Below are 25,821 nucleotides of genomic sequence, written 5' to 3' on the forward strand. Positions count from 1 at the left end.
GGAGAACTACGATGCATTCGCTGTGCAGTCCCAAGGATCACCTGCTGGACCTCGACGGTATTGAAATAGCGGTACGCACCTGGGGGGCGGAGGACGGCATCCCGGTGCTGGCCCTGCATGGCTGGCTGGACAACGCCGCCTCGTTCGAGCGCCTGGCACCGATGCTCGACGGCTGCTTCGTGGTCGCTCCCGACCTGGTCGGCCACGGCCGCTCGGACCATCGCCGCCACGACAGTGGCTACTACCTGTGGGAACATGCCGAGGACATGCTGGCGGTCGCCGACAGCCTGGGCCTGGCGCAATTCCATGTGCTGGCCCATGGCATGGGCACCGGGGTGGCGTCGCTGCTGGCGGCCATGACCAGCGGTATTGCCAGCATGACCTTCCTCGACGGCATGGGCGCACCGTTCACGGTGGCCGAGGACGACCGCGTGCAGCACCTGGCCCGGGCCTACCGGCTCAAGCGCATGGTGCAGCGCAGCCAGTTGCAGGGTTTTGCCGAGCCGGACGTCGGCCGTTTCGAGGACCTGGACACGGCCTTGGAACAACGCCGCGAGCGCCTGGATACCGGGCTGTCGGAAGAGGCGGCACGGCTGCTGGCGCTGCGCGACCTGCTGCAGCTGGGCGAGGGCTATTGCTGGCGCCACGACCCACGCCTGGTGCTGCCCGAACCCATGCCGCTGACCGAGCGCGAAGCCTGCGACCTGCTCAGCCAGATCCGTTGCCCGTTGTACCTGCTGTTCGGCCGTCAGGGGGCATTCACCGGTGAGGCCTTTACCCGGCGCCAGGCGGCTTTGCCCAGCCAGGCGAAGATCTCCTGGCATCCGGGCGGGCACCACTTCCACCTGGATGCGCCGGACCGGGCGCTGGTCGATCAACTGCTGCGCATCCTCGCCCGCCATGAAGGGGGCGTGCTGCAACGGTTGGTAAACGAGTAACTGGATATGGTCATGCCATGCGCACGTGGGCTATGGTGGTGAATCTCATCGGGCTTGCGTGATCCCTTGTGGGAGGTTGTCCAGCTCTTTGGGCTGCGCTGTCGCGCAGATAACTGAATTCGCAAGCGATCCTCGTACCCTGTGGGAGCGGCTTTAGCCGCGAAGAATCCAACACGGTGCATGGCACCGGCTGCGCCGGTGTTCGCGGCTAAAGCCGCTCCCACAGGGGCCCTGCTAATTCAATGAGTTATGTGCAGTTCCATGAGAGCGGGCGAAGCCCGTGCCATTCACCGCAGCGCCTGATTCGCGGGCACGCCCGCTCCCACAGGAATCCAGCGGCCACAAGGAGCCTTGGCATGCGACCATTCGTCATCAAGCACATCGACCACCTCGTCCTGCGGGTCAGCGACCTGGAGCGCAGTGTCGCTTTCTACACCCAACTGCTCGGCTGCACGGTCAGCCGCGTGCGCGAAGACCTGGGTATGGTCCACCTGGCTACAGGTACGGCGATGATCGACCTGGTGACCCTGGACGGTCTCCTGGGTAAGCCTGGTGGAGCGGCGCCGGGGACCGAGGGGCGCAACCTGCACCATTTCTGCCTGCGCATCGAGCCGTTCGACGAGGCTGCACTTACGGCCTACCTGCAAGCTGCGGGGGTTGAAGTCGAACCTGCGGAAAAACGCTATGGCGCCGAAGGCGAGGGGCTGTCGCTGTACTGCTACGACCCCGATGGCAACCAGGTCGAGCTGAAAGGGCCTGTACCGGCAACGGAGGCTCCATGAGCAACCTGCACACCCGCGAGCACTGGATCGACACCGCGCAAGGCAAGCTCTTCGCCCAGGAATGGGCGCCGCTGCAGGCGCAGGGTGCGCCGATCGTCCTGCTGCACGATTCACTGGGTTGCGTTGCCTTGTGGCGCGAGTTCCCGGCGCAGCTTGCGCAAACCACCGGGCACCGGGTAATCGCCTACGATCGCCTGGGCTTTGGCCGCTCCGACGCCCACCCCGGCAGCTTGCGCCTGGGCTTTGTCGAGGATGAGGCGCAGCAGGGGTTCACGGCGCTGCGCGAGCATTTTGGCATTGGCGATTTCATTGTCTTCGGCCACAGCGTTGGCGGCGGCATGGCCGTGGCCTGTGCGGCGGCCTTCGCCAGCCAGTGTGTGGGGCTGATTACCGAATCGGCGCAGGCGTTTGTCGAGGCCCGTACCCTTGAGGGCATTCGCGTGGCCGACCAGCAGTTTGCCGAACCCGGGCAGTTGCAACGGCTGGAGCGCTACCACGGCGGCAAGGCCGAGTGGGTATTGCGTGCCTGGGTGGACAACTGGTTGTCCGAGCACTTTGCCGATTGGAGCCTGGATGCGCTGCTGCCGCAGGTACGCTGCCCGCTGTTGAGCCTGCATGGCGAGAACGACGAGTTCGGCTCGCCGGCACACCCCGAGCGGTTGGTCGCGCTGGCTGGCGGCCCGGGGTTGATGCGCCTGCTGCAAGGTTGTGGCCATGTGCCGCATCGGGAGCAGGCCGAGCGGGTACTGGAGGAAGTCCTGCAGTTCTTGCGCTGACCTTTCTCCCAGGCTGACGCGGTCCTGCACGGATCGCGCAAGGCTCAAGTGGATATCCCGGCAAAGCCTATTATGCTTCAGTTACCTTGCTGCGATCCGAGGCGGCCTGCCTCGTCGTGCTTCGCATATCCAAAGCAAGCCCCCCAGGGCCTGGGTGCGATGGTGAAAATGATTTGAGGTGCTCCCGGCCTGCCTGACGACAAGACGGAGGCACCCCATGGCGGTTCTCGACAGCACATCCACGGGCAGCGCGCCCCAACGCGGTATCACCCGGGAGGAGCGCAAGGTCATCTTCGCCTCGTCCCTGGGTACGGTATTCGAATGGTACGACTTCTACCTGTACGGCTCCCTGGCGGCGATCATCGCCAAGCATTTCTTTGCCGGGGTCAATGAAACCACCTCGTTCATCTTCGCCTTGCTGGCCTTTGCCGCCGGCTTTGCCGTGCGGCCATTCGGCGCCATCGTGTTCGGCCGCCTGGGCGACATGATCGGGCGCAAGTACACCTTCCTCATCACCATCGTCATCATGGGCCTGTCCACCGCTGTGGTGGGCCTGTTACCCAGCTATGCCACGATCGGCGTGGCCGCGCCGATCATCCTCATCAGCCTGCGCCTGCTGCAGGGCCTGGCATTGGGTGGCGAGTACGGCGGCGCGGCCACCTATGTGGCCGAGCATGCACCCAAGGGCCGGCGCGGTTTCTTCACCGCCTGGATCCAGACCACGGCCACCCTGGGGCTGTTCCTCTCGCTGCTGGTGATCATGGCCTGCCGCACGGCCATGGGTAACGAGGTGTTCGAGGCCTGGGGCTGGCGGGTGCCGTTCCTGCTGTCGATATTGCTGCTGGCGATTTCGGTGTACATCCGCATGCAGCTCAACGAGTCGCCGGTGTTCATGAAGATGAAGGCCGAGGGCAAGGCGTCCAAGGCGCCACTGACCGAATCGTTCGCCCGCTGGGACAACCTCAAGGTGGTGATCATGTCGCTGCTCGGCGGCACCGCCGGCCAGGCCGTGGTGTGGTACACCGGGCAGTTCTATGCGCTGTTCTTCCTGTTGCAGATGCTCAAGATCGAGCCGCAGACCGCCAACCTGCTGATTGCCGGTTCGCTGTTGATCGGCACACCGTTCTTCATCTTCTTCGGCAGCCTGTCCGACCGCATCGGCCGTAAGAAAATCATCATGGCCGGTTGCATCATCGCCGCGCTGACCTACTTCCCGATCTTCAAGGCACTGACCCAGTACGGCAACCCGGACGTGTTCGTCGCCCAGGAGCAGAACCCTGTGGTGGTGATGGCAGACCCTGCCCAGTGCGCGTTCCAGTTCGACCCGGTGGGCAAGGCCAAATTCACCAGCTCGTGCGATATCGCCAAGAGCCTGCTGGCCAAGCGGGCTATCCCCTATACCAACGAAGCGGCCGAGCCTGGCAACGTGGCGCAGATCCGCATTGGTGAGCGGGTGCTGCCAAGCTTTGATGGCAGTGGCCTGGCGGCAGCGGACTTCAAGGCACAGAGCGACGCCTTTACCGCGACCTTGAGCGGAGCGTTGAAGGAAGCCGGCTACCCGGAAAAGGCCGACCCGGCGAAGATCCACTACCCGATGGTGCTGTTGCTGCTGACCATTCTGGTGATCTACGTGACCATGGTCTACGGCCCGATCGCGGCCTGGCTGGTGGAGCTGTTCCCGGCGCGTATCCGCTACACCTCGATGTCGCTGCCTTACCACATCGGCAACGGCTGGTTCGGCGGCTTCCTGCCGACCGTGGCGTTTGCCATGGTGGCGGCGACCGGGGATATCTATTACGGCTTGTGGTACCCCATCGTGATTGCGGTGATGACGGCGGTGCTGGGGATCTTCTTCCTGCCGGAGACCAAGGATCGCGATATCAACCACACTTGAAGGTTGAGGCTGCCTGTACCGGCCTCTTCGCGGGCTTGCCCGCTCCCACAGGGATACCACTGTGCCCTGTGGGAGCGGGTTCACCCGCGAAGAGGCCGGCACAGTCAACCCATCAGTCGAAATAGCCACGCAACCCAAAGGCATACCCGGTATCCACCCCGGCAGCCTCGCCCCGGCTCCAGCGCTTCTTCAACACGAACTCGAACGCCGGCTCGTACAGCCCGTCCCGCACCAGCGCACCCGCCAGCACCTCCACGTCATACCAGCCATTGTCCAGCTCGATGATCGGCCGCCCCGGCACCTGGTAGCGCGCCATCAGGTCACCCAGTGTCTTGGGCGTGAAGTGCTGCAGGATGCGCCAGGTGTACAGCATCAGCGCACCGTGCTCGACCTGCAGCACATAGCCATTGCGGCGGTGCTTGAGGCGGCTGCCGGGTTCGCGCAGAGCCGGGGTGTGGTTGTCCAGGGTGAACAGGATGCGGTAGGGCAGGTTATCGACCCCGGCCAGTGGCAGCACAATCCCTTCGCGCACGGCCTGGTCGCCGCTGTCGCCGTGGGTGAACGCATGGGCCAGGTCGTCGGGCAATTCATGTTGTTGCTTGAAGCGCTCGAGCAGCTGGATATCGCCGAGCAGAAAGTAGTCGACCAGGTCGTTGAGCACTTCGCTGAATTCGTGGCGCATCTGTTTTCCTTGTTGGTGCGCATGGGGGCAATGGCAAATGTAGCACTTCATATTGGCTTCAGATTGCCCCCTGATACTGCCCCCGAGACCTGACTTGAAGGGGGGACAGCCATGACCCAGGCAGACAGCGCCAGCCTGTTTCCACTGGCTATCGGCAACCACGGCGATCGCCTTGCCCACATGACACTGAAACACCCGGGGGAGCCGGGGCGCGACGAGCTGGAGCAGTTCATTCACGCCCGCTTTGCCTGCGCGCACCACGCCGATGTGCAGCACTACCTGCCCGAACTGCTCGGCCTGCATGACAGCCACGGGCGCCTGATGGCCGCTGCCGGCATACGCCTGGCCAGCAGTGGCCCGACCTTCATCGAGCGTTACCTGGATGAACCGCTGGAAGTGGCCGTGACCCGGCTGTCGGCCAGCCCGGTCAGCCGTACGCAGTTGGTCGAAGTGGGCAACCTGGCCGCGCTCAGCGCCGGCAGCGCGCGGATCATGATCATTGCCGTGACCTGGTTGCTGGCCGCCCGCGGCTTGCAGTGGGTGGCCTTCACCGGTGCCGCGACCCTGGTCAACAGCTTTCATCGCCTGGGCCTGGTGCCCACGGCGCTGGCCGTGGCCGACCCTGGCCGGTTGAACGGCGATGCCGACAGTTGGGGCAGTTACTACGCGCAGCACCCGCAAGTGTTCGTCGGCAACATCGACTACGGCCATGCAGCCCTGGCCCGCGGCGGCGTTTTCGAGCGGCTGGGCTTGCCCGCGAGCATGCAGGAGGCCGGCCATGCCGCGTGAATGCCAGCTGTTCAGGGAAGTATTGCAACTGCACGCCCGTCACCGAGGGGCACAACCGGCGTTGCTGGGATTTGGCGGGCCATTCACCTATCAACAGTTGCTGGACGAGGTCGAGCAACGCCAGGCCTGGTTGAGCGCGCAGCCATCGGGCACCTTCGCCCTGGCCCTGGAAAACGGCCCCGAGGCGCTGTTCTGGGACCTGGCAGCGCTGTTCGCGGCGCGCCCCATCGTCATCCTGCCGGCGTTCTTCAGCAGTGCCCAGCGCCGCCACTGCCTGGCACAGAGCGGGGCGGTGCTGGCGCTGGCCGACGAGGCCTTCGCTGACGACTTGCACGCCAGTGGCTTCATTGCCGGTGAGCGCTTCTGGAGCCGGCAGCTGCCAGCGGCCGTACCCTTGCCACCGGGTACCGCGAAGATTACCTACACCTCCGGTAGTACCGGTGCACCCAAGGGCGTATGCCTGAGCGCCGATGCCATGCTGCGGGTAGCGCGTGAACTGGAGGCCGCCAGCCGGCCCACGGCGCCAGGCAAGTACCTGGCGGTATTGCCCCTGGCGGTGCTGCTGGAGAACCTGGGCCTGTACGCGGCCCTGCTGGCCGGGGCGAGCATTGCCCTGTACCCGCAGGCGCAACTGGGCTTTCGCGGTGCCAGTCAGGTCGACTTCAAGCGATTGCTGGGCGCCATCGCCTTGAGTGGTGCCGAAAGCCTGATCCTGGTGCCGCAACTGCTGCTTGGGCTGGTCACTGCCATCGAGCGCGGCCTGATGCGGGTCGGCCCGTTGCGCTTCGTGGCGGTGGGCGGCGCGCGGGTGGCACCGAGCCTGCTGGCCCGGGCCGAGGCCGTCGGGCTGCCGGTGTTCGAGGGCTATGGCTTGTCCGAATGCGCCTCGGTGGTATGCCTCAATCGCCCCGGGGCGTATCGCCCGGGCAGTGTCGGGCGGCCGCTGCCGCATGTGCAGGTGCGCATTGCCGAAGACGGCGAAGTGCAGGTGGCCGGTTCGGCGTTGCTCGGCTACCTGGGCGAGCCCCCCTTCAGCGAGCCGTGGTTGCCCACCGGTGACCTGGGCCACTTCGACAGCGACGGCTTCCTGTACCTGGCCGGGCGCAAGAAGCACCAGTACAGCACCAGCTTCGGGCGCAACGTCAACCCCGAGTGGGTCGAGGCCGAACTGACCCAGGGCGGGGTGATCGCCCAGGCGTTCGTCCACGGCGAAGGCCTGGCGCACAACCTGGCGCTGATCTGGCCGCTGGACCCGCAGGCTGACGACCACACCCTGGAACAGGCCATCCGTCAGGCCAATGCCGACCTGCCGGACTATGCCCGGGTGCATGCCTGGCGGCGCCTGCCCGAACCCTTGAGTGCCGCCGGGCAAACCCTTACCGCCAACGGCCGGCCACGCCGCGAACAGATCCTGCGGTGTTACCAGTCCCTGTTATCCGACCTTCAATGACCCACGAGGTTTGCCATGCTTTTCTTCGATACGCTGCAGCAGGAAACCGCCGACGAGCGTACGGCATTGTTCAGCGTCCCGGTCATCCGCGACGCGCTGGCCGGCAAGGCCAGCCTCGAGGCCTACGTGGCCTTTCTGACCCAGGCCTACCACCACGTGCGGCACACCGTACCCTTGATGATGGCCTGCGGGGCCCGTTTGCCGGCGCGGCTGGAGTGGCTGCGCGGCGCAGTGTGCGAGTACATCGAGGAGGAGTACGGCCATGAGCGCTGGATTCTCGATGACATCGCCGCCTGCGGTGGCGACCCCCAACAGGTGGCGGGCGGCCGCCCGGCATTGCCTGTCGAGCTGATGGTGGCCTTTCTCTACGACCAGATTGCCCGTGGCAACCCGGTTGGGCTGTTCGGCATGGTCAATGTGCTCGAAGGCACCAGCATTGCCCTGGCTACCCAGGCTGCCGGTACCCTGCAGGGCAGCCTCGGCCTGCCGGACCAGGCGTTCAGCTACCTGAGTTCCCACGGCGCCCTGGACCAGGACCACATGGCCACCTACCGTGGCCTGATGAACCGTCTGGATCAGCTCGAAGACCAGCAGGCGGTAATCCACGCTGCCAAAGTGGTGTACCGCCTGTACACGGCCATGTTCGAAGGGCTGCCGCGTACCGCGCAGCAGGAGGTACAGCATGCGCTTGCCTGATTGCGTGGCGGTGCTCACCGGCGCCAGCGGTGGCATCGGCCTGGAGCTGGCGGACCAGCTTTGCAGTGCCGGGGCCCGCGTACTGGCGGTCAGCCGGCAGCAGGGCAAGCTGGCCGAACTGATGGCGCGCTACCCCGGCCAACTGCGTTGGCAGCAGGCCGACCTGCGCTGCGCCGAAGGCCGCCGTGACGTGCTGGAGGCGGCGCGGGCGATGGGCAGTTGCAACCTGTTGATCAACGCCGCCGGGGTCAACCGCTTCGCCTTGCTCGAACAGATGGACGAGGCCGCTTTGGACGAGTTGTTCGACCTCAACATCAAGGCCGCCGTGCAGCTCACCCGCCTGTGCCTGCCATTGCTGCGTGCGCAGCCCAGTGCGCTGGTGGTGAACGTGGGGTCGATCTACGGCTCGATCGGCTACCCCGGCTATGCCACCTACTGCGCCAGCAAGTTTGCCTTGCGCGGGTTCTCCGAGGCATTGCGCCGCGAGCTTGCCGACACCTCGGTGAACGTGCTGTATGCCGCACCGCGCACCACCCGTACGACGATGAACAGCAGCGCCGCGCAGGCCCTGAACCAGGCGTTGAAGGTAGGCGTCGATGACCCGCAGGATGTCGCCCGGGCAGTGCTCGACGCGGTGCAGGCCGAGCGCAGCGAACTGTACCTGGGCTGGCCGGAGAAACTCTTCGTGCGCCTTAACGGCATGCTGCCGGGCGTCGTCGACCGCGCCCTGCGCAAGCAATTGCCGCTGATCCGCCGCTACAGCACCTGGCACAGCAAGGAGTCGAGCAAATGAAACGTCTGATACTGGCCGGCCTGCTGGCCATCGCCCCGTTCACCTGGGCCCTCGACCAGAACGGTACCCAGCAACTCAATGCCATCCAGCAGCGCTGGGCGGTGATTCGCTACAACCTGCCCGAAGCCCAGCGTGCCGAGGCGTTCGAGGCCCTGGCGGTACAGTCGGCGGCGTTGGTGCGCCAGCATCCGGGCTCGGCCGAGCCGCTGATCTGGGACGGCATCGTCAACAGCAGCTGGGCCGGCGCCACCGGTGGGCTGGGCGCGCTGGGCAAGGTCAAGGCCGCCCGCGCCAGCCTGGAAAAGGCCTTGGCCATGGACCCCAAGGCCCTGCAGGGCTCGGCCTACACCAGCCTGGGCGCGCTGTACGACCAGGTGCCCGGCTGGCCGCTGAGCTTCGGCGACCAAGCCAAGGCCGAGGCCATGCTGCGCCAGGCGCTGGCGATCAACCCCGACGGTATCGACAGCAACTACTTCTGGGCTGACCACCTGTACCGGCAGAACCGCTACGACGAAGCCCGCGCCGCCCTGCAAAAGGCGTTGCAGGCACCGCCCCGGCCCGGGCGGGAGCTGGCCGACCAGGGCCGGCGCGGTGAAATCGATGCTTTACTCAAAGCGATCAAGGACAAACAGGATTAAGCATGCGCCTGCTGCTGGTAGAAGACGACGCCGCGTTGGGGGAGGGGATCTGTGACGGCCTGCGCCGCGAGGGCTATACCCTCGACTGGTTGCAGGATGGCGCCAGCGCGTTGCATGCCCTGTGCCACGAGGAGTTCGACCTGGCCATTCTCGACCTGGGCTTGCCGCGCCTGGATGGCATCGAGTTGTTGCGGCGCCTGCGTGCGGCCGGGAAGAGCCTGCCGGTGCTGGTGCTGACCGCCCGCGACGCCACCGAGGACCGCATCGCCGGGCTGGACGCCGGCGCCGACGACTACCTGGTCAAACCCTTCGACCTCAACGAACTCAAGGCCCGCTTGCGGGCCTTGCTGCGGCGCAGCAGTGGCCGTGCGCGGGTGTTGATCGAACACGCCGGGGTGTGCCTGGACCCGGTCAGCCAACAGGTGCACTACCAGGGCCAGCCGGTGGTGCTCACGCCCAAGGAATACCTGCTGCTGCACGAATTGCTGGCCCAGCCGGGCAAGGTGTTCACCCGCGAACGCTTGACCCAGTTGCTGTATGGCTGGGATGAAGAGCCGGAGAGCAATACCCTGGAAGTGAACATCTACCACCTGCGCAAGAAGCTGTTCAACGGCCTGATCCGCACCGTGCGCGGAATCGGCTACCTGGTGGAACGCAAGGCATGAGCTCGCTGCGCCAACGCACCCTGTGGCGGGTGATGCTGCTGTTGCTGGTCGGCAGCGGGTTGCTGGCGCTGTACAACTACCACGACAGCCGCCACGAAATTAACGAGGTGTACGACGCCCACCTGGCGCAGAACGCCCGGCTGCTGCAGGGCATCATGAGCCTGCCGGTGCAGGAGCAGAGCCGTGACGAGTTGTACCGTGCCTTCGACGAGGCCTTGAGCAAGGCCGGGCACCACAAGGTGGGGCACCGCTACGAGAGCAAGCTGGCCTTCCAGGTGTGGGCCGACGACAACGGGCTGCTGGTGCACACGCCCAGCGCCCCGCAGCTGGGGCAGGCGCCGCGGGTGCCAGGGTTTGCCGACGTGGTGGTGGACGGGCGCCGTTGGCGCAGTTTCGTCTTGCCGGTGCCGGAAAAACACTGGGTGATCTGGGTGGGCGAGCGCAACGACGTGCGTGACGACCTGATCGAACGCATCGTGCGGCACACGCTGTTGCCATTCCTGTTCGGCAGCCTGGCCCTGGCCTTGCTGGTGTGGGCGGCCATAGGCTGGGGGCTGCGGCCGCTGCAGAACATGGCCAGGGTGATCCGCGCCCGCCATGCCGAGTCGCTCGAGCCGTTGCAGCTGGTGCCGTTGCCGAAGGAGCTGGAACCGATGCAGGCGGCGATCAACCGCCTGCTCGGGCAGATCGATGACCTGCTGCGCCGCGAGCACCGTTTCATCGCCGACGCTGCCCACGAGATGCGCACGCCCTTGGCCATCCTGCGCCTGCATGCGCAGAACGCCCTCAATGCAGACAGCGCTGCCGAGCGGGACAAGGCCCTGCAGTTCCTGATGGGCGGTGTCGACCGCCTTGCCCGGGTGGTCAACCAGCTGTTGACCCTGGCCCGCCTGGAGCCGCGCCCAGGCCGGCGTGACTGGCCGCAGGTGGACCTGGAGGGCGTGGTGGCCGAGACCCTGGCCGAGCTGACCCCATGGATCCTGGAGCGCGGGCTGGAGCCTTCGCTGGACATCGCCGCCGGCGACTACCACTTGCACACCGACGCTGGCGCGCTGGGTATCGCCTTGCAGAACCTGGTGGCGAATGCCGTGGACCATTCGCCGGCAGGCGGTCGGGTCACCGTGACACTGCAGCGCGAAGGGCAGGCCTTGCTGGTCAGTGTCGATGACGAAGGGCCGGGCATCGCCGAAGTCGACCAGCAGCGGGTGTTCGAGCGCTTCTACAGCAAGGGCTCGACCAATGGCGCCGGGCTGGGGTTGTCGATCGTCAGCACCATCATGACCCGCCTGGGTGGCAGCGTGCAGTTGCGCAACCAGGCGCCACACGGGTTGCGCGCGACCTTGCGCCTGCCCGTGGGGCCCTGAACATCGCTAGTGTTTCTGGGCGATCTGGATCAGGTTGCCGCAGGTGTCATCGAACACCGCTACGGTGACGGGCCCCATGTCGGTGGGCGTCTGGGTGAACTGCACGCCTGCCGCGCACAGCCGGGTATATTCGGCCTGGATGTCACGCACGCCGAACGAGGTGGCGGGAATGCCGTCCTGCTTGAGCGCGGCCTTGTATTCCCTGGCGGCCGGGTGCGCGTCGGGTTCGAGCAGCAGCTCGACGCCGTTGGGGTCGTTGGGGGAGGTGAGCGTCAGCCAGCGGTGTCGGCCCATGGGGATATCGTGCTTGGGCTCGAAACCGAGTACGTAGTGGTAGAAAGCCAGGGCTTTGGCCTGGTCGTCGACGAGGATGCTGGTGACCACGATCTTCATAAGCGCACACCCTATGTCTGGAGCCGATGAGTACTAGTAAAGACAATCAGGGGTATTTGACCAGCGGGCTGCCAGGCTCCTGTGGGCTTTAGCCTGCTGTCAGTCAGTTTCTACAGGCTTTACTGGGGCTGCTTTGCAGCCCATCGCCGGCAAGCCAGCTCCCACAGGGACCACGTAACTCTTGAAGTCTGCGCTGTACCTGTGGGAGCTGGCTTGCCGGCGATGGGCCGCGTCGGATTCTTCGCGGCTAAAGTCCCCCTACAAAAAACCTGCTCAAGCCATAGGTAAATCCTTCATCACCCGGCCCCCACCCAGCCGCTGCCAAGGGTAAAGTGACAGGCATGATCCCAGCGCGCCCAGACCGGCGTCAGAGAGGTGCCCGTGGCGGCCTACACATTGCGACAACTCAAGTACTTCGTCACCACCGTCGAGGCCGGCAGCGTGGCCGAGGCTTCCCGCCAGCTGTACATCGCCCAGCCGTCCATCTCCACGGCCATCAAGAGCCTGGAGGAAAGCTTCGGCGTGCAGCTGTTCATCCGTCACCACGCCCAGGGTGTGTCACTGACGCCTAGCGGCAAACGCTTCTATGCCAAGACCAAGTCGCTGCTGCAGATGGCCCACGAATTCGAGCAGAACGCCCTGGCCGACAACGACACCGTGGCCGGGCAAATCGACATCGGCTGCTTCGAAACCGTGGCACCGCTGTACCTGCCGCGGCTGATCGCCGGCTTTCGCCAGCGTTACCCGGGGGTGGATATCCGCCTGCGCGACGGCGAGCAGCAGGACCTGATCCAGGGCCTGACCGCGGGTACCTTCGACCTGGCGTTCCTCTACGACCATGACCTGGACGGCACCATCGAGGCCGAGCCGCTGATGCCGCCGCAGAAACCCTATGTGCTGCTGCCCGAGAACCACCGCTTCGCCGGCCAGGCCCAGGTGTCGCTGCGTGACCTGTGCCCGGAGCCGATGATCCTGCTGGACGTTGCCCCCAGCCGTACCTACTTCGTCAGCCTGTTCAACGAAATGGGCCTCACGCCCAACATCGTCTTCAGCTCGCCGTCGATCGAGATGGTGCGCGGCATGGTCGGACAGGGCTTCGGTTTTTCGCTGCTGGTGACGCGGCCGCATTCGGAGTACACCTACGACGGGCAACGCCTGGCCATGCTGGATATCGCCGAGCCAGTGGCGCTGTCAGGGCTGGCGGCGGCCTGGTTGAAGCGGGTGCAGCTGACCAAGCCGGCGCAGTTGTTCGTGGAGTTCTGCCGGGAGCAGTTGGCGAAGTTCTGAATCGGGCACGCCGTGCAGGAGCATGGCGTGCCCGTTGGTCAGGGGTTGACCTGATAGCCGCGCCCTTGCAGGCACCCGGCATAGGCACTGGCATGAGCCTGGGCTTTCGCTTCGTCCTGGCCGCGCCGGTCCTGACGGCGGTCCTGACGCTGGCGCATGCCACCGACCGCAGCACCGGCGGCGGCCACTTCGCCGGCGCGGTTCTGCCGGTATTGCTCCTTGGCATCGTCACCGACCCGGTCATACAGCTCGTCGTGCTGGTTGCCGCGCACCTGCGCGCCTGCCGCACCGGCAACCGCGCCGGCAGCGGCACCGCGTACCCGGCCACCGACATGGGGGTCGCTGGAGGTCGCGGCACTGTTCGCGGCATTGGTCGCGACGGTATTGCAATCATTGATATCCAGTTGCATCTGCTGGCTGCTCTGGCCCTTGAGCGGCACCACCGACTGCGCCTGGGTTGCCGATGCCGCGCACAGCAGCACCAGCAGGCAACTCCACGTCATCGTACGCATGGCAAACCTCCAGCGGGTGGGGATCCCGTCTCACAGAATAGTTCGCCTTTGCTGCCGATGATGGCAGTTTTGCCGGGATGGTCTAAACCGGATATCAAACGTGGTTCGCCTGCGTATGACGGCGTGAACCCGGGCTACCTGTGGAAACCCCATGAGCCAGACCCAGCACCTGATCATCTGTGAGTACTGTGACACGGTGTACCACCGTGCGCCGCTGCTCAAGCATCAGCGCGCCGTTTGCCAGCGCTGTGGCGGCGTGTTGTACCGGCACACCTCGCTGACCGTGCAGCAGCGGCTGGCCCTGAGCGTGACGGGGGGCATCCTGCTGGTGTTCGCCAACTTCTACCCGGTGATGACCATCGGCATGCAGGGGCTCACCCATTCCGCGACATTATGGGACTCGGTGCAGATCCTCAGCCACGGCAGTATCACCTTCATCGCCCTGGTCATGGCCTTGTCGATCATCTTTGCGCCGGTGCTGCAGATTACCCTGTTGTGCTGGCTATTGAGTTTCGCCCTGGCCGGCCAGCGCGCCCCCGGCTTTGCCCTGTGCATGCGCAGCCTGGAGAGCCTGCGGCCGTGGAGCATGCTGGAGGTGTGCCTGCTGGGGGCGATGGTGGCGGTGATCAAGCTGGCGGGGTTGCTCGATGTGATACCCGGCATCGGCCTGCTGGCCCTGGCCGCACTGAGCATGCTGATCATCCATATCGCCGGCAAGGACATCCGCGACCTTTGGGAGCAGGTATGAATACCCCGGCCAATGCCGACGACCTGGGCCTGTGCCTGTGCCATGGCTGCGGCCAGGCCTGCGAACTGGGTAGCGGCAAGCACACCTGCGACCGCTGTGGTGCCGCCATCCACCGGCGCAAGGCCAATGCCATCAGCCGCGGCTGGGCGTTTCTGCTGGCGGCGCTGGTTTTCTACATCCCCGCCAACCTGCTGCCGGTGATGCACACCGAAATGCTCGGCAGTGGCAGCGCAAGCACCATTGGCGGTGGTGTGCTGGAGTTCTGGGAGGCAGGGGCCTGGGACATCGCACTGATCATCTTCATTGCCAGCGTGGGCGTACCGGCCATCAAGTTCTTTTCGCTCGGCCTGTTGCTGTTCACCGCCCAGCGCGGTTCTACCTGGGCCTGCCGACAGCGCTCGCAGCTGTACCGTTTCGTCGAGCTGATCGGCTACTGGTCGATGCTCGATGTGATGGTGGTGGCGCTGGTGGCGGCGCTGGTGCAACTGCGCGGGCTGGGCACCATCGAGCCGCGGGTGGGCATCCTGTTTTTCGGCATGGTGGTGGTACTGACCATGTTTTCTGCGATGAGCTTCGATCCACGCCTGATCTGGGATAGCCGTGCCAACGAGGGAGGCCGCATTGATGGTGCAACAGACTGACAAGCGCGAGGGCGCGGGGCAGATTGAAGTTCACACCCGGCGCTGGAGTGTGTCGCTGGTATGGATCGTGCCGATACTGGCGATCCTGATCGGCGCTTCGCTGGTGGTGCGCAACTGGATGCAGCAGGGCCCGGTCATCGCCATTTCCTTCCACACCGGGGAAGGGCTGGTGGCGCACAAGACCCAGGTCAAGTACCGCAGCGTGGTGATCGGCGAAGTCACCACGGTGGACCTGGCCGACGACAAGAAGAGCGTGGTTGCCAAGGTCCAGCTGTCCAACGACGCCCGCGCGTTCGCCACCCAGGGGGCGCGTTTCTGGGTGGTGCGGCCACGCATTGGCGTGGGCGGCGTGTCCGGTGTGGACACGCTGCTGTCGGGCAGTTTCATCGGGGCGGATTCCGGCGAATCGAAAGTGCCGGAGAAGTCCTTTGTCGGCCTGGAGCTGCCACCGCCGATCACCTACGACGAAAAGGGCAAGCGCTTTGTCCTGACCGCCAGCGACCTGGGGTCGCTGGATATTGGCTCGTCGATCTACTACCGCAAGATCCCGGTGGGCGAGGTGGTGTCCTTTGCCCTGCAGGGCGATGGCAAGGGCGTGGAGATCGGCGTGTTCGTGCAGGCCCCCTACGACAGCTTCGTCACCGCCGATACCCGCTTCTGGAATGCCAGTGGCGTGGACATGCAGATCGGTGCCAACGGCCTGAAGATCGATACCGAATCACTGTCGTCGATCCTGGTGGGCGGGCTGGCCTTTGGCTCGCCCGACTTCGCCCCGCAAGCCGAGCCCGCTGCCGACCAGGCGCGCTTCCAGCTGTTTGCCGACCGCGACACCGCCCTGGCACCGCCCAGTGGCCAGGCGCAGTACCTGCAATTGCGCTTCGACCAGGCCATGCGCGGCCTGTCGGTGGGAGCGCCGGTGGAGTTCAAGGGTGTGGAGTTCGGTAGGGTCACTTCGGTCAAGCTCGACTACGATGCCACCCGGCAGACCTTCCCGGTGGTGGTCGATGCGGTGATCTACCCGCAGCGGTTGGGGCCGGTGCACCGCAAGATGCTGGCCGTGTTCAAGCATGCCGAAGGCGACATGGACGGTGCGCGTCGGCTGATCGGCACCTTCGTCGAGCACGGGCTGCGGGCCCAGGCGCGCAGCGGCAACCTGATCACCGGGCAGATGTTCATTTCCCTGGACTTCTACCCCGATGCCCCCAAGGTGGCCTTCGACAAGACCGCAGACCCTATCACCATCCCCACCTTGCCCGGCAGCCTGGAGCAGTTGCAGGAACAGCTGCAGCGGGTGGTGGAGCGCATCAGCAAACTGCCGCTGGAGAGCATCGCCAACAACCTGGACGGCAGCCTGCGAGAGTTGCGCGCCAGCCTCAAGCAGTTCAACGGCCAGACGCTGCCGGACGTGAAGGTGGCGCTGGACGAAGTGCACAAGACCCTGCGCACCGCCAATTCGGCCATTTCCGAAGACTCGCCGCAGCGCGAGCGGATGGGCGAAACCCTGGACGAACTGGAGCGCATGTCGCGTTCGTTGCGTGACCTTGCCGATTACCTGGGCCGGCACCCCGAGTCGCTGATACGCGGCCGGCCGAAAGCGGCCGCTGCCGCCGACCTTGAACCCTGAGGAGACAGCCGATGCATCGACTGCGCAATGTGTGTGGCGCCGGCCTGCTGGCCGTGCTGTGGGGCTGCAGCAGTACCCCTAACAACTATCACACGCTGGTACCGAGCGAACCGGTGCGTGACGGTGGCCAGCGCATCCAGGTGGCGAGGGTAGCCGTGCCGCCGCAGGTGGACCGCCCGCAGTTGGTGGTGCGGCAAGGGCAGAGCGGCCTGGCCATCCTCGAGACGGAGTGGTGGGGGGCCAACCTGGTGGAAGAGTTCCGCAGCGCCTTGCAGGACCAGTTGGGCGGGCCGGTGGGTGGCGGCAAGGCGTTGCTGCGGGTGGACGTGCAGCGCTTCGATAGCGTGCCGGGGCGCTACGCCTCGCTGGAGGCGGTATGGCGCCTGACGCGCCCGGGTGCGGCCGAACTGACCTGCCGTACCTCGCTGCAGACGCCCGCGGACAACAGCATAGCCAGCCTGGTCAATGCCCACCAGGCCAACCTGCGCAAACTGGCCGAGGCGGTGCGGGGGAGTGCCCGGCAGGGCAGCTGTGCCCAACCTGCCTGATGACTGATCGATGCACGGTACTTGTGGGAGCGGCCTTGTGTCGCGAAAGGGCCGCGTAGCGGCCCCCGGATTTCAGCGTCACGGCAGCAATTGCCGGGGCCGCTTTGCGGCCCTTTTGCGACACAAGGCCGCTCCCACAGAGTTCGCGGCTGCGGTCGCCTGACACTTCCTGTCCTTCCCTCCATTCATACATTTGTACAGGCCAGCGCCTGCGCACCTGTTTTTTTGCGATAGGCCATGCGCTGGCCCCTGCATACCCTTGCGAAGCGGCAATGTTGATTACTAATAATAAAAGGAGACAACCAATGCCGATTCAGTCGGAGCATGACCCGCGTCTCAAGCGTGCCCTCAAGACCCGGCACATCAGCATGCTGGCCCTGGGCGGTGTGATCGGGGCCGGTCTGTTCGTAGGGTCCAGCGCGGTTATCGCATCAACCGGCCCGGGTGCCTTCATCACCTATGCCATCACCGGCCTGATCGTCGCGCTGGTGATGCGCATGCTCGGCGAAATGGCCGCCGCGCACCCGGCCAAAGGTTCGTTCGTCGACTACGCCCGGTTGGCCTTCGGGCGCCCGGCCGGGTACATGACCGGTTGGCTGTACTGGTACTTCTGGGTGATCGTGGTCGGCTTCGAGGCCGTGGTCGGCGGGCAGATCATCAATGCCTGGCTGCCCGATATCCCGGTGTGGGCCATTGCCCTTGGCCTGATGGTCGGCATGACCTTGCTCAACCTGATGTCGGTGCACTCGTTTGGCGAGGCCGAATACTGGTTCGCCGGCATCAAGGTCGCGGCCATCGTGGTGTTTCTGGTCGTGGCCGGGTTGTACGTGTTCAACCTGTGGCCTGGCTCCAGCGCCAGTTTTGCCAACCTCACCCAGCATGGCGGCTTCCTTCCCCATGGGGTAGGCGCGTTGTTCACCGGGGTGGTGGTGGTGATTTTCTCCATGACCGGTGTGGAAGTCGCCACCCTGGCGGCGGCCGAGTCGGAAGACCCGTCGCGCAACATCCGCAAGGCGGTGAACACGGTGATGCTGCGCATCCTGGTGTTCTTCGTGCTGGCGACGTTCTTCATCGTGGTGGCACAGCCATGGACCTCGATCACCCCCGGCAAGTCGCCGTTCGTGACCACCCTGGAGCATATCGGCATTCCCGGCGCAGGCGACATGCTCACCGTGGTCATCCTGGTGGCGGTGCTGTCGGTACTCAATGCCGGCCTGTATACCTCGTCGCGGTTGCTCTACGTGCTGGCCTCCAACGGTGAGGCGCCACGCTGGGTGGCCAAGGTCAGCGGCAATGGCGTACCCGTACGCGGGGTGATTGCCTCGACCCTGGTGGGCTATGGCTGCGTGGTGATTGCGGCGCTGTGGCCGGATACCGTGTTCCAGTTCCTGATCAACTCGTCCGGCACGGTGTTCCTGTTCGTCTACCTGGTGATCTGCCTGTCGCAGCTCAGGCTGCGGCGCAAATGGGTGGCGGAAGGTACGCTGAAGTTCGCCATGTGGGGGCATCCGTGGTTGCCGTTGCTGGTGACCGGGTCGATCGTGGCGGTGCTGGTGAGCATGGCCTTCGACCCGAGCATGCGGGTGAGCCTGGGGCAATGCGTGGTTGCGATTGTGGTGATTGCGGTTTCGTATGTGATGGTGCGGGGGCCGCGGGGGCAGCAGCCTGGTGCAGAGGTTGGGTTGAATTAAGGTGTATCTGGGGCCGCCTTGCGGCCCATCGCGACACAAGGCCGCTCCCACAGAAGGACCGCGCAGTCCTGTGGGAGCGGCCTTGTGTCGCGACAGGGGCGCAAAGCGCCCCCAAGGGCCTAGACCAGATGCTCGAACAGGTCGGTATTCTTCCCCGCCTGAATCGCAATCCAGAACCGCGCAATCCCGCCGGTAGTGGTCGGCTTGATCCCGGTAAGCTGCTCCACCAGCTTCAGCCGGTACACCAGCGTCTGCCGGTGAATCCCCAAATCATACGCCGTGGCCTTCCAGTTGCCGTCGTTGTGCAGGAAGGTGACCAACGTCTGCAGCAGCGCCGCACCCTGGGTGCGGTCATGCTCGATCAGCGGCCCCAGGTAACGCCCCACCAGCGCCCGCGCCTCGGCCAGCGACTTGGGCGCCATGATCAGGCCGGTTTCCGCCTCGCCATAGCGCAGTTGCTGCGCGCCACTTTCCTCGGCCTGGGTCAGCGCCAGGCGGGCTTGGCGCACGCTCTCGCGAAAGCCGGTGGCCGCCGCGATCGGCCCGCTGATACCAATTACCGTACCCTCGCCGAGGTTGTGGCACAGCGCCGTCAGGCTTGGCGCGTCGTCACGGCTGATCGCCAGCAGCAGGCCTTTGTCGTCGAGCAGTAGCGGCGTGGAGTGATGCAGGGCAGGGGCCTGGTGGATGTCGGCGCTGCTCCACGGGCCGTGGCTGCCCGGCCTGATCGCCAGGCTCACCAGGGTGCCGACCAGGCCACGGCGCTCCAGCATCGGCCGCGCCAGGCTGAACTCCGTCTCGCTGTCGAGCAGGCTGCGCAACAGCGCTGCGCCTTCTTCGCGCTGCTGGTCGCGGTGGATCATCAGGCGTTCCAGTTCCACCCCCAGCAAGCCGACCAGCGAGCGCACCAGGATGGCGTCATCCTGCGTGCGGGTGCCTTTGCGCGCCATCAGCAGGTTAGCGCGGGCGCGGCCGCCGATCGGGATGCGTTCCACCCGCTCGGCAGCCTGCGCGGCCCGGCGGGTTTCGACCACGGTGGTGCCGCTGGGGGCATCCTCGATGGCCAGGTCGAGGCCGAGGGTGTCGGCCAGGATCGCCAGGCGCCCAGCCATGTCGGGGGCTTTGCGCAAGGCATCGGCGTAGGTCTGGAACAGCCGCTCGCTGGCGTTGAAACGCTCGCGCTGGGCCTGCAGCACGCTCTCGATCACGTAGTGCGACAGCTTGACGAACTCCAGTTCGAAGCTGCCATGCAGCACCGGGAACAACAGGCGGTCGGCGGCGGCCAGCAGTTCGCCGGACAGCGCCGGCGCATCGGCCCGCGGCGCCACCACCAAGGCACTGGAGTTGCTCTGCACCAGTTGCTCCAGCCAGCTCACCTGGTCTGCCGGGGCGCTGGGCAGGCCGACGCCGGTGGTCATCACCAGGTCGCCTGGCGATACCCAGCGCCAGGGGTCTGGCAAGTCGACGGTGTGGGCCCAGGTGATCAGCCTGCCGGTGCCGGCCGCGCCAGCCACGGCCTGCAACTTGAGCAGTTCGATATCGATCAGGTCCTGCACCGTGAGCATGGGCATCTCTCATTCCAAAGATGCGCCAAGCATGGCGTTTTACGCTGGGGCGGTAAACCTTTGTTCGCGGTGCAGGGCCAGTGGGGCTGCTTTGCAGCCCATCGCGACACAAGGCCGCTCCTACAGGACAGTGCGCATCCTTGTGGGAGCGGCCTTGTGTCGCGAAAGGGGCGCAAAGCGCCCCCGGCAATCCCCACCGCGCAACACTCAGTTCAGGTTCTTGCCACTACTGGCCGTCTCCCGCACCCGCTCGGCCTTGTCCAGCGGCAGGTGGTCGAACTCGCGCAGCCCATCCTTGCGGTACGGGTCGCCAATCCAGCGTGGTGCCACCACGAACTGCGGGCTCACCAGGCTCTTGGCCGGTTCGTAACGGTCATAGCTCAGCCCGGCCAGGTCGGACAGGGTATGGATCAGGTGCGAGCTGCTGTAGGGGCGGTCGGCCATCGCCTGCAAGTCGCGCGGGTGCTCGGCCTGCCAGCTGGGCGAAGTCCACAGCATGAACGGGATGGTGTACATCGGCCGGGTCGGCGCGCCTTCGTTGCGCCCCAGGCGGTCGTGGTTGCCAGAGCTGTACACATCTTCGCCATGGTCGGACAGGTACAGCAGGAAGCCATTGGAGGTACTGGCCGAGTAACGCTTGAGCAGGCTCGACACCACGTAGTCGTTGTAGCGCACCGCGTTGTCGTAGAAGTTGTAGGTTTCCACCTGGTCATCGGTCAGCTTGCCGGGCACCCCCTGGCGGTCGTTGAAGTGCGCGTAGTCGTTCGGGTAGCGGTAGCGATAGTCCATGTGCGTACCCAGCAGGTGCACGATGATGAACTTGTTCGGCGCCGGGTCCTGCAGGGCCTTCTCGAACGGCGACAGCACCACATCGTCGTACTGGCTGGCATTCTGGTTGCGCTGGTTGTTCAGGTACACCGGCGCGTCCGTCTGCTGCGAGAAGGTGGTCAGCATGGTGTTGCGCTTGGTCATGGTCTGCTGGTTGGTGATCCAGAAGGTCTTGTAGCCGGCCTGTTTCATCAGGTTGATCAGCGACGGGTCGGTGAGGAAGCGGTCCGGGTTCTGCTCGTCGCCGAAGGTGAGGATCTGCTGCATCACTTCGATGGTGTACGGGCGTGGCGACACCACGTTGCGGAACACCGTCAGGCTCTTGTCGCTGGCGGCCAGCGCATCGAGGTTGGGCGTGGTGTCGCGGTTGTAGCCGTACAGGTGCATGTGCTCGCGGGTGGTGGATTCGCCCAGCACCAGCACCAGCGTGCGTGGCGCTGCACCGCTGCTGTCACGCAGGTTTTGCAGGGGCGGTAGCGCGGCGTTCTTGGCCAGCAGTTCCTGCATGTTGTCCAGCTGCTGGCGGTACTGGCGGTAGCCGACCAGCAGTTGCCAGGGCACGGCGGGTTCCATGCGCTGCTGCACCTTTTCCGCCGCGTCGGCGAAGCTGCGTTCCTGGGTGACCATCTGCTTGTAGAACGGGTACACCAGGTTGGCCAGCAGCAACAGGGCGACCACCGGCAGGCGGCTGCGCAGTGGCAGGCTGACCGGGCGTACGCGCTTCCACAGCAGCACCGCCACCAGCGTGTACAGCAGCAGTGCCAGGCCCAGCCAGGCGCTGAAGTACTGGCTGAAGTACTCACCGGCCTCGGCGGTGTTGGACTCGAACATCACGAAGATGACGCTTTGCGAGAACTCCTGGCGATAGATGCCGAAGTAGCTCAGGCCCACCAGCGAAGCAGCCCACAACACCAGGCCGATGACCGCTGCCGTGGCGCGAGTGAAGCGCGGCAGCAGCAGTACCGGGGCCAGCCACAGGCTGCTGAGGAAGAATGCATCGCGAAAACCGGCGAACCCGGTGGTACCACTGAACAGCAGCAACGCCTGGGTCACGCCCGAGAAGTACCAGAAGAACAGCAAAAGCCAGCCCAGGCCGGCCCAGTCCACGCGCTTGGGCGAGGAGGTGGATGGAGTGTGTGACACGTATGCCTCGTCGTACTTGGCGGCCAGCGGATGTGCCCGTGGCCGGAAAGGGCGTGACGCTAATCTGCCGAGCGTGAAAATAACGTCAACGAGACGCTGGCCCAGGCAAGGTATGATGTGTTCAGCCAAACCGGACTGACAGGTCGAGTGAGAATGAACCGTCGCAAGAAGATCAAGCAGCTACTGCAGGCGCATGCCAAGAAGGCCAGCGCCAAGCTGGCGCCGCGCAAGCCCAAGTACATTTGCAAGGCCGACCGTTTGAAGATGGAGGCCGAGGCTGCAGCGGATACCCCAGGCGTTACGGAGAACTGATGCCTGTCACGCGCCCCTGTGGGAGCGGCCTTGTGTCGCGATAGGGCCGCAGAGCGGCCCCAGGTTCCAGCATTACGGCTACCAATGCTGGGGCTGCTGCGCAGCCCTTTCGCGACACAAGGCCGCTCCCACATCGAACGCGCCAATTGCGGATCAACGATCAACGGCGATAGTAGCGGTGGTCATCATTGTAGCGGTGGTGCATGGCCCGCTCATGGCGGTGCTCCCAGTCGCGGCGCCGTTCCCAGTCGCGTCGGCGTTCCCAGTCTCGCCGGCGCTCCCAATCACGGCGGGCCTGCTCGCGGCGCCATTGTTCGCGGCGCCAGTCGCTGCGGTGGTCATGCCAGCGGTCGTCATCGTGGGCCAGCAGTGTGGCTGGCTGTTCATCGGCCACACTGGCCACCCTGGACCAGGGGTTGCCGGCAGGCTGCAACGGTGATTGAACCACCGGGGCTGCCACTACGGGCGCCTTCATTTGTGTTGCCGATGCCGTGCCCATCGCCGCGAACGAGAACAGGCCGAGCAGCATCAACCTTGCGACATGTATTTTCATGAGCGAAGCCAACCTCTGATAACAATTGAGCCATCTGGCCAGCAGGTGGTCGGCGAAGCTTGTCTCGCGTTCCGCTACCTTTCTGTGCCTCCCACATAGACCGGTAAACGGGAAAAAGTTCGCAGCGGCAACAAGTTGTAGAACTTCTGTGGCTCAAAACAGATAGTCGGTTGCGAGCAAGCTGAATTCGCGGTGCCGAATGATGCCGCTGACCAGGGCCAGATCATGGCGCAGCTCTCAGGAGCTCTCGTTGGCTATGCTCGCGTATACTGTGGCGCAGATCCGGTAGCGCAAACACCCTCCTTTGATTGGTTCAGGTACATGGCATCGAGCACCCTCGTCCAGAGAATCGTTTCTGAAATCCGGCAAAAGATTCAGCTGGGCGAACTGGCCCCTGGCGCGCACCTCAGTGCGCAGAAGGTGGCCGACAGCTTCCACGTGTCGCGCTCGCCCGCGCGAGAGGCGCTGACCACGCTCGCCGGGCAGAAACTGCTGGAGCAGATTCCCAACCGTGGCTTTTTCGTGCTGGAGATGCCGGGAGGTATGGTGCCGGGCAGTGATGAAGTCACCTCGCTGGAAGAGCCGCCCGAGTACTACCGGCTTTCCGAAGACTGGCTCAACGACGCCATCCCGGCGGAGGTAACCGAAAAGTACCTGCGTGACCGCTACGGCCTGACCAAATTCCAGGTCACCGACATACTCAACCGGGCGGCCAAGGTCGGCTGGGCGGAACCCAAGGCAGGCTACGGCTGGCGCTTTCTTGACGTGGCCAAGACCCCGGAAACCCTCGAACAGATCTACCGCGTGCGTGCGCTGATCGAGCCAGCGGCGCTATTGGAAAGCAGCTTCATCGGCGACCTCGAGGTGTTGCGGCGGTTGAAGAAAGAGCAGAGCGACCTGCTGGCCGGTGGCATCGATACCTTGCCTGCGGACATGCTGCTGAAGTCGGGCATTCGTTTTCATGAGGAGCTGATCAAGCTGTCGGGCAACCCACTGTATCTGATGATCCTCAGGCAGTTGAACAACATGCGCCGGTTGATCGAGTACCGCTCGATGATCGACCGCAAGCGGCTTTATACCCAGTGTGCCGAGCACCTGCGCATGGTCGAACTGGTGGAGGAAGGGGATAACCTGGAGGCGGCGCACCTGATGAAACGCCACCTCAGTGGTTCGTTTGCGCGCAAGTCGCCGATCCTGGAACTGCGCAGGGCGGCGCAGGGGCAACTTGTGCCGAACGTTGTCGTGGAAATCTGAACCGTGGGGCCGCTTTGCGGCCAGTCGCGACACGTCAGAGGCTACGCGTTACCTGTAGGAGCGGCCTTGTGTCGCGATGGGCTGCGAAGCAGCCCCGGCAATCTCACTGTTCAACCGCTGCCCGTCGCCCCAACCACACCTTCAACAGCGGTTCCGCACACAACATCACCAACACCAGCCGCATGATCTGCATCGCCGTCACCATCCCCGCCCCAAGGTTCAACGCCTCCGCCGTCAGGTACATCTCGGTGGTACTTCCCGGCATCATCCCCAACGCCAGCGACAACAACCGGCTACCCGACAACCAGGCAAAGCCCCAGGCGAACAGGAAGGTGCAGCCAATCATCGCCAGGGTGAACGCCACTACCTTGCCCAGATACAGGGGGGAGCGTCGGAAGAAGCCGCGGTCAAAAAAGCTGCCCAGCGCACAACCGATCATCAACTGGCCGTAATGGCTCAACTCCACCGGTAGCGCCATGCGCAGATCGAAGCATGCCGTCAGCGCCGCACACAAGGTCATCGGCCCGAACATCCACGGGTTCGGCAGCCCCAGACGCTTCCATGACAAAGCCACCAGCACCCCACCGGCCAGCATCGGCCCCAGCCACTGCCAGTCGGCCGGCAAGCGTGGCTGCGAGGTGCCGGGGGCCGCGTGCATCAGCAGGAGCATCGCCGGTGGCACGCTGAGCACGATCAGCACCAGGCGAATGCTGTGTGCTGCGGCGATCTGGCTGACGTTTGCCCGATAGCGCATACCCAGTTGGATCATCTCGGCGAAGTTGGCCGGCATGAAGGCGAAGTAGGCGGTGGTCAGGTCCATGCCGCGGCGGTGGATGAAAGCGATGCCAACCAAAGCCAGCAGCAGGGTGACGAAGGCGGCGGCCAGCATCAGCAGGAAATGCCTCGCAAGTTCGTGCACCACCGGCTGAGTGAAGTGCAGGCCGATGGAGGTTGCGATCAGCCATTGGCCGGACTTGCGGCCGTTGGGGATTTCGGCAATGGCCCAGCCGCTGCAGCGGATGATGATCACGGCAAGCATCGAGCCGATGATCCACGGTAGGGGCCAGTGGGCGGCGCTGGCGAGTAGTGCGCCGGCGGTGCCTGTCAGCGGGGTGGCCCACCAGGTTTTCAAGGTATTGAGCATGGGGTCTCCTGGTGTTTGTTGGGGGGGGCTGCTTTGCAGCCCATCACGACACAAGGCCGCTCCTGCAGGAAACGCGGTCCCCTTGGAGAAGCCTTGTGTCGCGATGAGGCG

Annotated in this window: 26 protein-coding genes; 19 read left to right on the forward strand and 7 right to left on the reverse strand. The window is 65.0% G+C overall.

All coding sequences use genetic code 11. The annotated features are described in order from the left end of the window. The first annotated feature begins 11 nt into the window (after positions 1–11). From ABX298_RS20755 to ABX298_RS20770, 4 genes are all read left to right on the forward strand, one after another. On the forward strand, positions 12–938 hold the full coding sequence (locus ABX298_RS20755) for an alpha/beta fold hydrolase (protein WP_085618479.1): 927 nt from the start codon (positions 12–14) through the stop codon (positions 936–938). Positions 939–1,294: 356 nt separating this feature from the next. After that, on the forward strand, positions 1,295–1,720 hold the full coding sequence (locus ABX298_RS20760; RefSeq protein WP_286101659.1) for a VOC family protein: 426 nt from the start codon (positions 1,295–1,297) through the stop codon (positions 1,718–1,720). Beyond that, complete coding sequence (locus ABX298_RS20765; protein ID WP_367393572.1) at positions 1,717–2,496, forward strand: alpha/beta fold hydrolase; 780 nt, start codon at positions 1,717–1,719, stop codon at positions 2,494–2,496. Before ABX298_RS20760 ends, ABX298_RS20765 begins: the two co-directional genes overlap by 4 nt. A 217-nt stretch (positions 2,497–2,713) precedes the next feature. Beyond that, the gene (locus ABX298_RS20770; protein ID WP_075044823.1) at positions 2,714–4,390 is read left to right on the forward strand and encodes an MFS transporter; all 1,677 of its coding nucleotides are present in this window, start codon (positions 2,714–2,716) and stop codon (positions 4,388–4,390) included. Positions 4,391–4,502: 112 nt separating this feature from the next. Here the strand turns inward: ABX298_RS20770 and ABX298_RS20775 are convergent, their stop codons facing one another. Then, positions 4,503–5,072 carry a hypothetical protein gene (locus ABX298_RS20775; RefSeq protein WP_023662794.1) on the reverse strand — a complete coding sequence of 190 codons (570 nt, stop codon included), beginning with the start codon at positions 5,070–5,072 and terminating at the stop codon, positions 4,503–4,505. Between the two features lie 111 nt (positions 5,073–5,183). Between ABX298_RS20775 and ABX298_RS20780 the strand changes: the two genes are divergently transcribed. Genes ABX298_RS20780 through ABX298_RS20810 form a run of 7 tightly spaced genes read left to right on the forward strand, consistent with a single transcriptional unit; the run spans position 5,184 to position 11,467 of the window. Further along, on the forward strand, positions 5,184–5,861 hold the full coding sequence (locus ABX298_RS20780) for a thermostable hemolysin (RefSeq protein WP_075044825.1): 678 nt from the start codon (positions 5,184–5,186) through the stop codon (positions 5,859–5,861). Further along, positions 5,851–7,311, forward strand: a complete 1,461-nt coding sequence (locus ABX298_RS20785) for an AMP-binding protein (RefSeq protein WP_367393573.1) — start codon at positions 5,851–5,853, stop codon at positions 7,309–7,311. The genes ABX298_RS20780 and ABX298_RS20785 overlap by 11 nt, the downstream gene beginning before the upstream one ends. Positions 7,312–7,326: 15 nt before the next feature. Beyond that, positions 7,327–8,007, forward strand: coding sequence for an iron-containing redox enzyme family protein (locus ABX298_RS20790; RefSeq protein ID WP_317410121.1), 681 nt, complete (start codon positions 7,327–7,329; stop codon positions 8,005–8,007). Beyond that, the gene (locus ABX298_RS20795) at positions 7,994–8,800 is read left to right on the forward strand and encodes an SDR family oxidoreductase (RefSeq protein WP_025338631.1); all 807 of its coding nucleotides are present in this window, start codon (positions 7,994–7,996) and stop codon (positions 8,798–8,800) included. Before ABX298_RS20790 ends, ABX298_RS20795 begins: the two co-directional genes overlap by 14 nt. Then, positions 8,797–9,438: a tetratricopeptide repeat protein gene (locus ABX298_RS20800; RefSeq protein WP_367393574.1), complete on the forward strand. Its 642-nt coding sequence runs from the start codon at positions 8,797–8,799 to the stop codon at positions 9,436–9,438. Before ABX298_RS20795 ends, ABX298_RS20800 begins: the two co-directional genes overlap by 4 nt. Before the next feature lie 2 nt (positions 9,439–9,440). Then, positions 9,441–10,103, forward strand: coding sequence for a response regulator (locus ABX298_RS20805; RefSeq protein ID WP_075044829.1), 663 nt, complete (start codon positions 9,441–9,443; stop codon positions 10,101–10,103). Beyond that, positions 10,100–11,467: a sensor histidine kinase gene (locus tag ABX298_RS20810; protein ID WP_367393575.1), complete on the forward strand. Its 1,368-nt coding sequence runs from the start codon at positions 10,100–10,102 to the stop codon at positions 11,465–11,467. The genes ABX298_RS20805 and ABX298_RS20810 overlap by 4 nt, the downstream gene beginning before the upstream one ends. 6 nt (positions 11,468–11,473) lie before the next feature. Here ABX298_RS20810 and ABX298_RS20815 read toward each other — a convergent pair whose 3' ends face one another. After that, entirely contained in the window at positions 11,474–11,860 is a 387-nt protein-coding gene (locus ABX298_RS20815) for a VOC family protein (protein ID WP_085592672.1), read from the reverse strand. Between the two features lie 381 nt (positions 11,861–12,241). Here ABX298_RS20815 and ABX298_RS20820 point away from each other — a divergent pair, with 381 nt between their 5' ends. Continuing rightward, the gene (locus ABX298_RS20820) at positions 12,242–13,147 is read left to right on the forward strand and encodes a LysR family transcriptional regulator (protein WP_025338637.1); all 906 of its coding nucleotides are present in this window, start codon (positions 12,242–12,244) and stop codon (positions 13,145–13,147) included. Between the two features lie 38 nt (positions 13,148–13,185). On the opposite strand, the gene ABX298_RS20825 is transcribed toward ABX298_RS20820, so the two are convergent. Continuing rightward, positions 13,186–13,659 (reverse strand): YMGG-like glycine zipper-containing protein, encoded by a 474-nt coding sequence (locus ABX298_RS20825; RefSeq protein ID WP_025338638.1) that lies wholly within the window; start codon positions 13,657–13,659, stop codon positions 13,186–13,188. 151 nt (positions 13,660–13,810) lie between these two features. Here ABX298_RS20825 and ABX298_RS20830 point away from each other — a divergent pair, with 151 nt between their 5' ends. The 5 genes from ABX298_RS20830 (at position 13,811) to ABX298_RS20850 (ending at position 18,911) form a co-directional block, all read left to right on the forward strand. Continuing rightward, a complete protein-coding gene (locus ABX298_RS20830; RefSeq protein WP_025338639.1) occupies positions 13,811–14,407 on the forward strand; it encodes a paraquat-inducible protein A in 597 nt (198 codons plus the stop codon). Continuing rightward, the gene (locus ABX298_RS20835; protein WP_075044833.1) at positions 14,404–15,048 is read left to right on the forward strand and encodes a paraquat-inducible protein A; all 645 of its coding nucleotides are present in this window, start codon (positions 14,404–14,406) and stop codon (positions 15,046–15,048) included. Before ABX298_RS20830 ends, ABX298_RS20835 begins: the two co-directional genes overlap by 4 nt. After that, the gene (locus ABX298_RS20840; RefSeq protein ID WP_075044834.1) at positions 15,032–16,672 is read left to right on the forward strand and encodes an intermembrane transport protein PqiB; all 1,641 of its coding nucleotides are present in this window, start codon (positions 15,032–15,034) and stop codon (positions 16,670–16,672) included. Before ABX298_RS20835 ends, ABX298_RS20840 begins: the two co-directional genes overlap by 17 nt. A gap of 11 nt (positions 16,673–16,683) precedes the next feature. Then, on the forward strand, positions 16,684–17,220 hold the full coding sequence (locus ABX298_RS20845) for a membrane integrity-associated transporter subunit PqiC (protein WP_075044835.1): 537 nt from the start codon (positions 16,684–16,686) through the stop codon (positions 17,218–17,220). Between the two features lie 305 nt (positions 17,221–17,525). Beyond that, entirely contained in the window at positions 17,526–18,911 is a 1,386-nt protein-coding gene (locus ABX298_RS20850) for an amino acid permease (RefSeq protein WP_075044836.1), read from the forward strand. 119 nt (positions 18,912–19,030) lie between these two features. Here the strand turns inward: ABX298_RS20850 and ABX298_RS20855 are convergent, their stop codons facing one another. Both ABX298_RS20855 and ABX298_RS20860 read right to left on the reverse strand, forming a co-directional pair. After that, a complete protein-coding gene (locus ABX298_RS20855; RefSeq protein ID WP_075044837.1) occupies positions 19,031–20,476 on the reverse strand; it encodes a PucR family transcriptional regulator in 1,446 nt (481 codons plus the stop codon). A 207-nt stretch (positions 20,477–20,683) separates the two neighbouring features. Then, on the reverse strand, positions 20,684–22,447 hold the full coding sequence (locus tag ABX298_RS20860) for a phosphoethanolamine transferase CptA (RefSeq protein WP_075044838.1): 1,764 nt from the start codon (positions 22,445–22,447) through the stop codon (positions 20,684–20,686). A 153-nt stretch (positions 22,448–22,600) separates the two neighbouring features. Between ABX298_RS20860 and ABX298_RS20865 the strand changes: the two genes are divergently transcribed. Further along, on the forward strand, positions 22,601–22,759 hold the full coding sequence (locus tag ABX298_RS20865; protein ID WP_064506462.1) for a DUF2986 domain-containing protein: 159 nt from the start codon (positions 22,601–22,603) through the stop codon (positions 22,757–22,759). A gap of 160 nt (positions 22,760–22,919) precedes the next feature. Here the strand turns inward: ABX298_RS20865 and ABX298_RS20870 are convergent, their stop codons facing one another. Then, on the reverse strand, positions 22,920–23,288 hold the full coding sequence (locus tag ABX298_RS20870) for a hypothetical protein (RefSeq protein ID WP_075044839.1): 369 nt from the start codon (positions 23,286–23,288) through the stop codon (positions 22,920–22,922). Positions 23,289–23,633: 345 nt separating this feature from the next. Here ABX298_RS20870 and ABX298_RS20875 point away from each other — a divergent pair, with 345 nt between their 5' ends. Next, a complete protein-coding gene (locus ABX298_RS20875; RefSeq protein WP_075044840.1) occupies positions 23,634–24,566 on the forward strand; it encodes a GntR family transcriptional regulator in 933 nt (310 codons plus the stop codon). A gap of 103 nt (positions 24,567–24,669) precedes the next feature. On the opposite strand, the gene ABX298_RS20880 is transcribed toward ABX298_RS20875, so the two are convergent. After that, the gene (locus ABX298_RS20880) at positions 24,670–25,710 is read right to left on the reverse strand and encodes an AbrB family transcriptional regulator (protein WP_075044841.1); all 1,041 of its coding nucleotides are present in this window, start codon (positions 25,708–25,710) and stop codon (positions 24,670–24,672) included. Positions 25,711–25,821 lie beyond the last annotated feature (111 nt).

The organism is Pseudomonas sp. X4, from assembly GCF_040784925.1.
Lineage (GTDB): Bacteria > Pseudomonadota > Gammaproteobacteria > Pseudomonadales > Pseudomonadaceae > Aquipseudomonas > Aquipseudomonas putida_Z.

Coding starts and splice junctions, on each gene's coding strand:
- ABX298_RS20755 (WP_085618479.1), top strand. CDS start 12: ATGCATTCGCTGTGCAGTCCCAAGGATCACCTGCTGGACCTCGACGGT.
- ABX298_RS20760 (WP_286101659.1), top strand. CDS start 1,295: ATGCGACCATTCGTCATCAAGCACATCGACCACCTCGTCCTGCGGGTC.
- ABX298_RS20765 (WP_367393572.1), top strand. CDS start 1,717: ATGAGCAACCTGCACACCCGCGAGCACTGGATCGACACCGCGCAAGGC.
- ABX298_RS20770 (WP_075044823.1), top strand. CDS start 2,714: ATGGCGGTTCTCGACAGCACATCCACGGGCAGCGCGCCCCAACGCGGT.
- ABX298_RS20775 (WP_023662794.1), bottom strand. CDS start 5,072: ATGCGCCACGAATTCAGCGAAGTGCTCAACGACCTGGTCGACTACTTT.
- ABX298_RS20780 (WP_075044825.1), top strand. CDS start 5,184: ATGACCCAGGCAGACAGCGCCAGCCTGTTTCCACTGGCTATCGGCAAC.
- ABX298_RS20785 (WP_367393573.1), top strand. CDS start 5,851: ATGCCGCGTGAATGCCAGCTGTTCAGGGAAGTATTGCAACTGCACGCC.
- ABX298_RS20790 (WP_317410121.1), top strand. CDS start 7,327: ATGCTTTTCTTCGATACGCTGCAGCAGGAAACCGCCGACGAGCGTACG.
- ABX298_RS20795 (WP_025338631.1), top strand. CDS start 7,994: ATGCGCTTGCCTGATTGCGTGGCGGTGCTCACCGGCGCCAGCGGTGGC.
- ABX298_RS20800 (WP_367393574.1), top strand. CDS start 8,797: ATGAAACGTCTGATACTGGCCGGCCTGCTGGCCATCGCCCCGTTCACC.
- ABX298_RS20805 (WP_075044829.1), top strand. CDS start 9,441: ATGCGCCTGCTGCTGGTAGAAGACGACGCCGCGTTGGGGGAGGGGATC.
- ABX298_RS20810 (WP_367393575.1), top strand. CDS start 10,100: ATGAGCTCGCTGCGCCAACGCACCCTGTGGCGGGTGATGCTGCTGTTG.
- ABX298_RS20815 (WP_085592672.1), bottom strand. CDS start 11,860: ATGAAGATCGTGGTCACCAGCATCCTCGTCGACGACCAGGCCAAAGCC.
- ABX298_RS20825 (WP_025338638.1), bottom strand. CDS start 13,659: ATGCGTACGATGACGTGGAGTTGCCTGCTGGTGCTGCTGTGCGCGGCA.
- ABX298_RS20830 (WP_025338639.1), top strand. CDS start 13,811: ATGAGCCAGACCCAGCACCTGATCATCTGTGAGTACTGTGACACGGTG.
- ABX298_RS20835 (WP_075044833.1), top strand. CDS start 14,404: ATGAATACCCCGGCCAATGCCGACGACCTGGGCCTGTGCCTGTGCCAT.
- ABX298_RS20840 (WP_075044834.1), top strand. CDS start 15,032: ATGGTGCAACAGACTGACAAGCGCGAGGGCGCGGGGCAGATTGAAGTT.
- ABX298_RS20845 (WP_075044835.1), top strand. CDS start 16,684: ATGCATCGACTGCGCAATGTGTGTGGCGCCGGCCTGCTGGCCGTGCTG.
- ABX298_RS20850 (WP_075044836.1), top strand. CDS start 17,526: ATGCCGATTCAGTCGGAGCATGACCCGCGTCTCAAGCGTGCCCTCAAG.
- ABX298_RS20855 (WP_075044837.1), bottom strand. CDS start 20,476: ATGCTCACGGTGCAGGACCTGATCGATATCGAACTGCTCAAGTTGCAG.
- ABX298_RS20865 (WP_064506462.1), top strand. CDS start 22,601: ATGAACCGTCGCAAGAAGATCAAGCAGCTACTGCAGGCGCATGCCAAG.
- ABX298_RS20870 (WP_075044839.1), bottom strand. CDS start 23,288: ATGCTGCTCGGCCTGTTCTCGTTCGCGGCGATGGGCACGGCATCGGCA.
- ABX298_RS20875 (WP_075044840.1), top strand. CDS start 23,634: ATGGCATCGAGCACCCTCGTCCAGAGAATCGTTTCTGAAATCCGGCAA.
- ABX298_RS20880 (WP_075044841.1), bottom strand. CDS start 25,710: ATGCTCAATACCTTGAAAACCTGGTGGGCCACCCCGCTGACAGGCACC.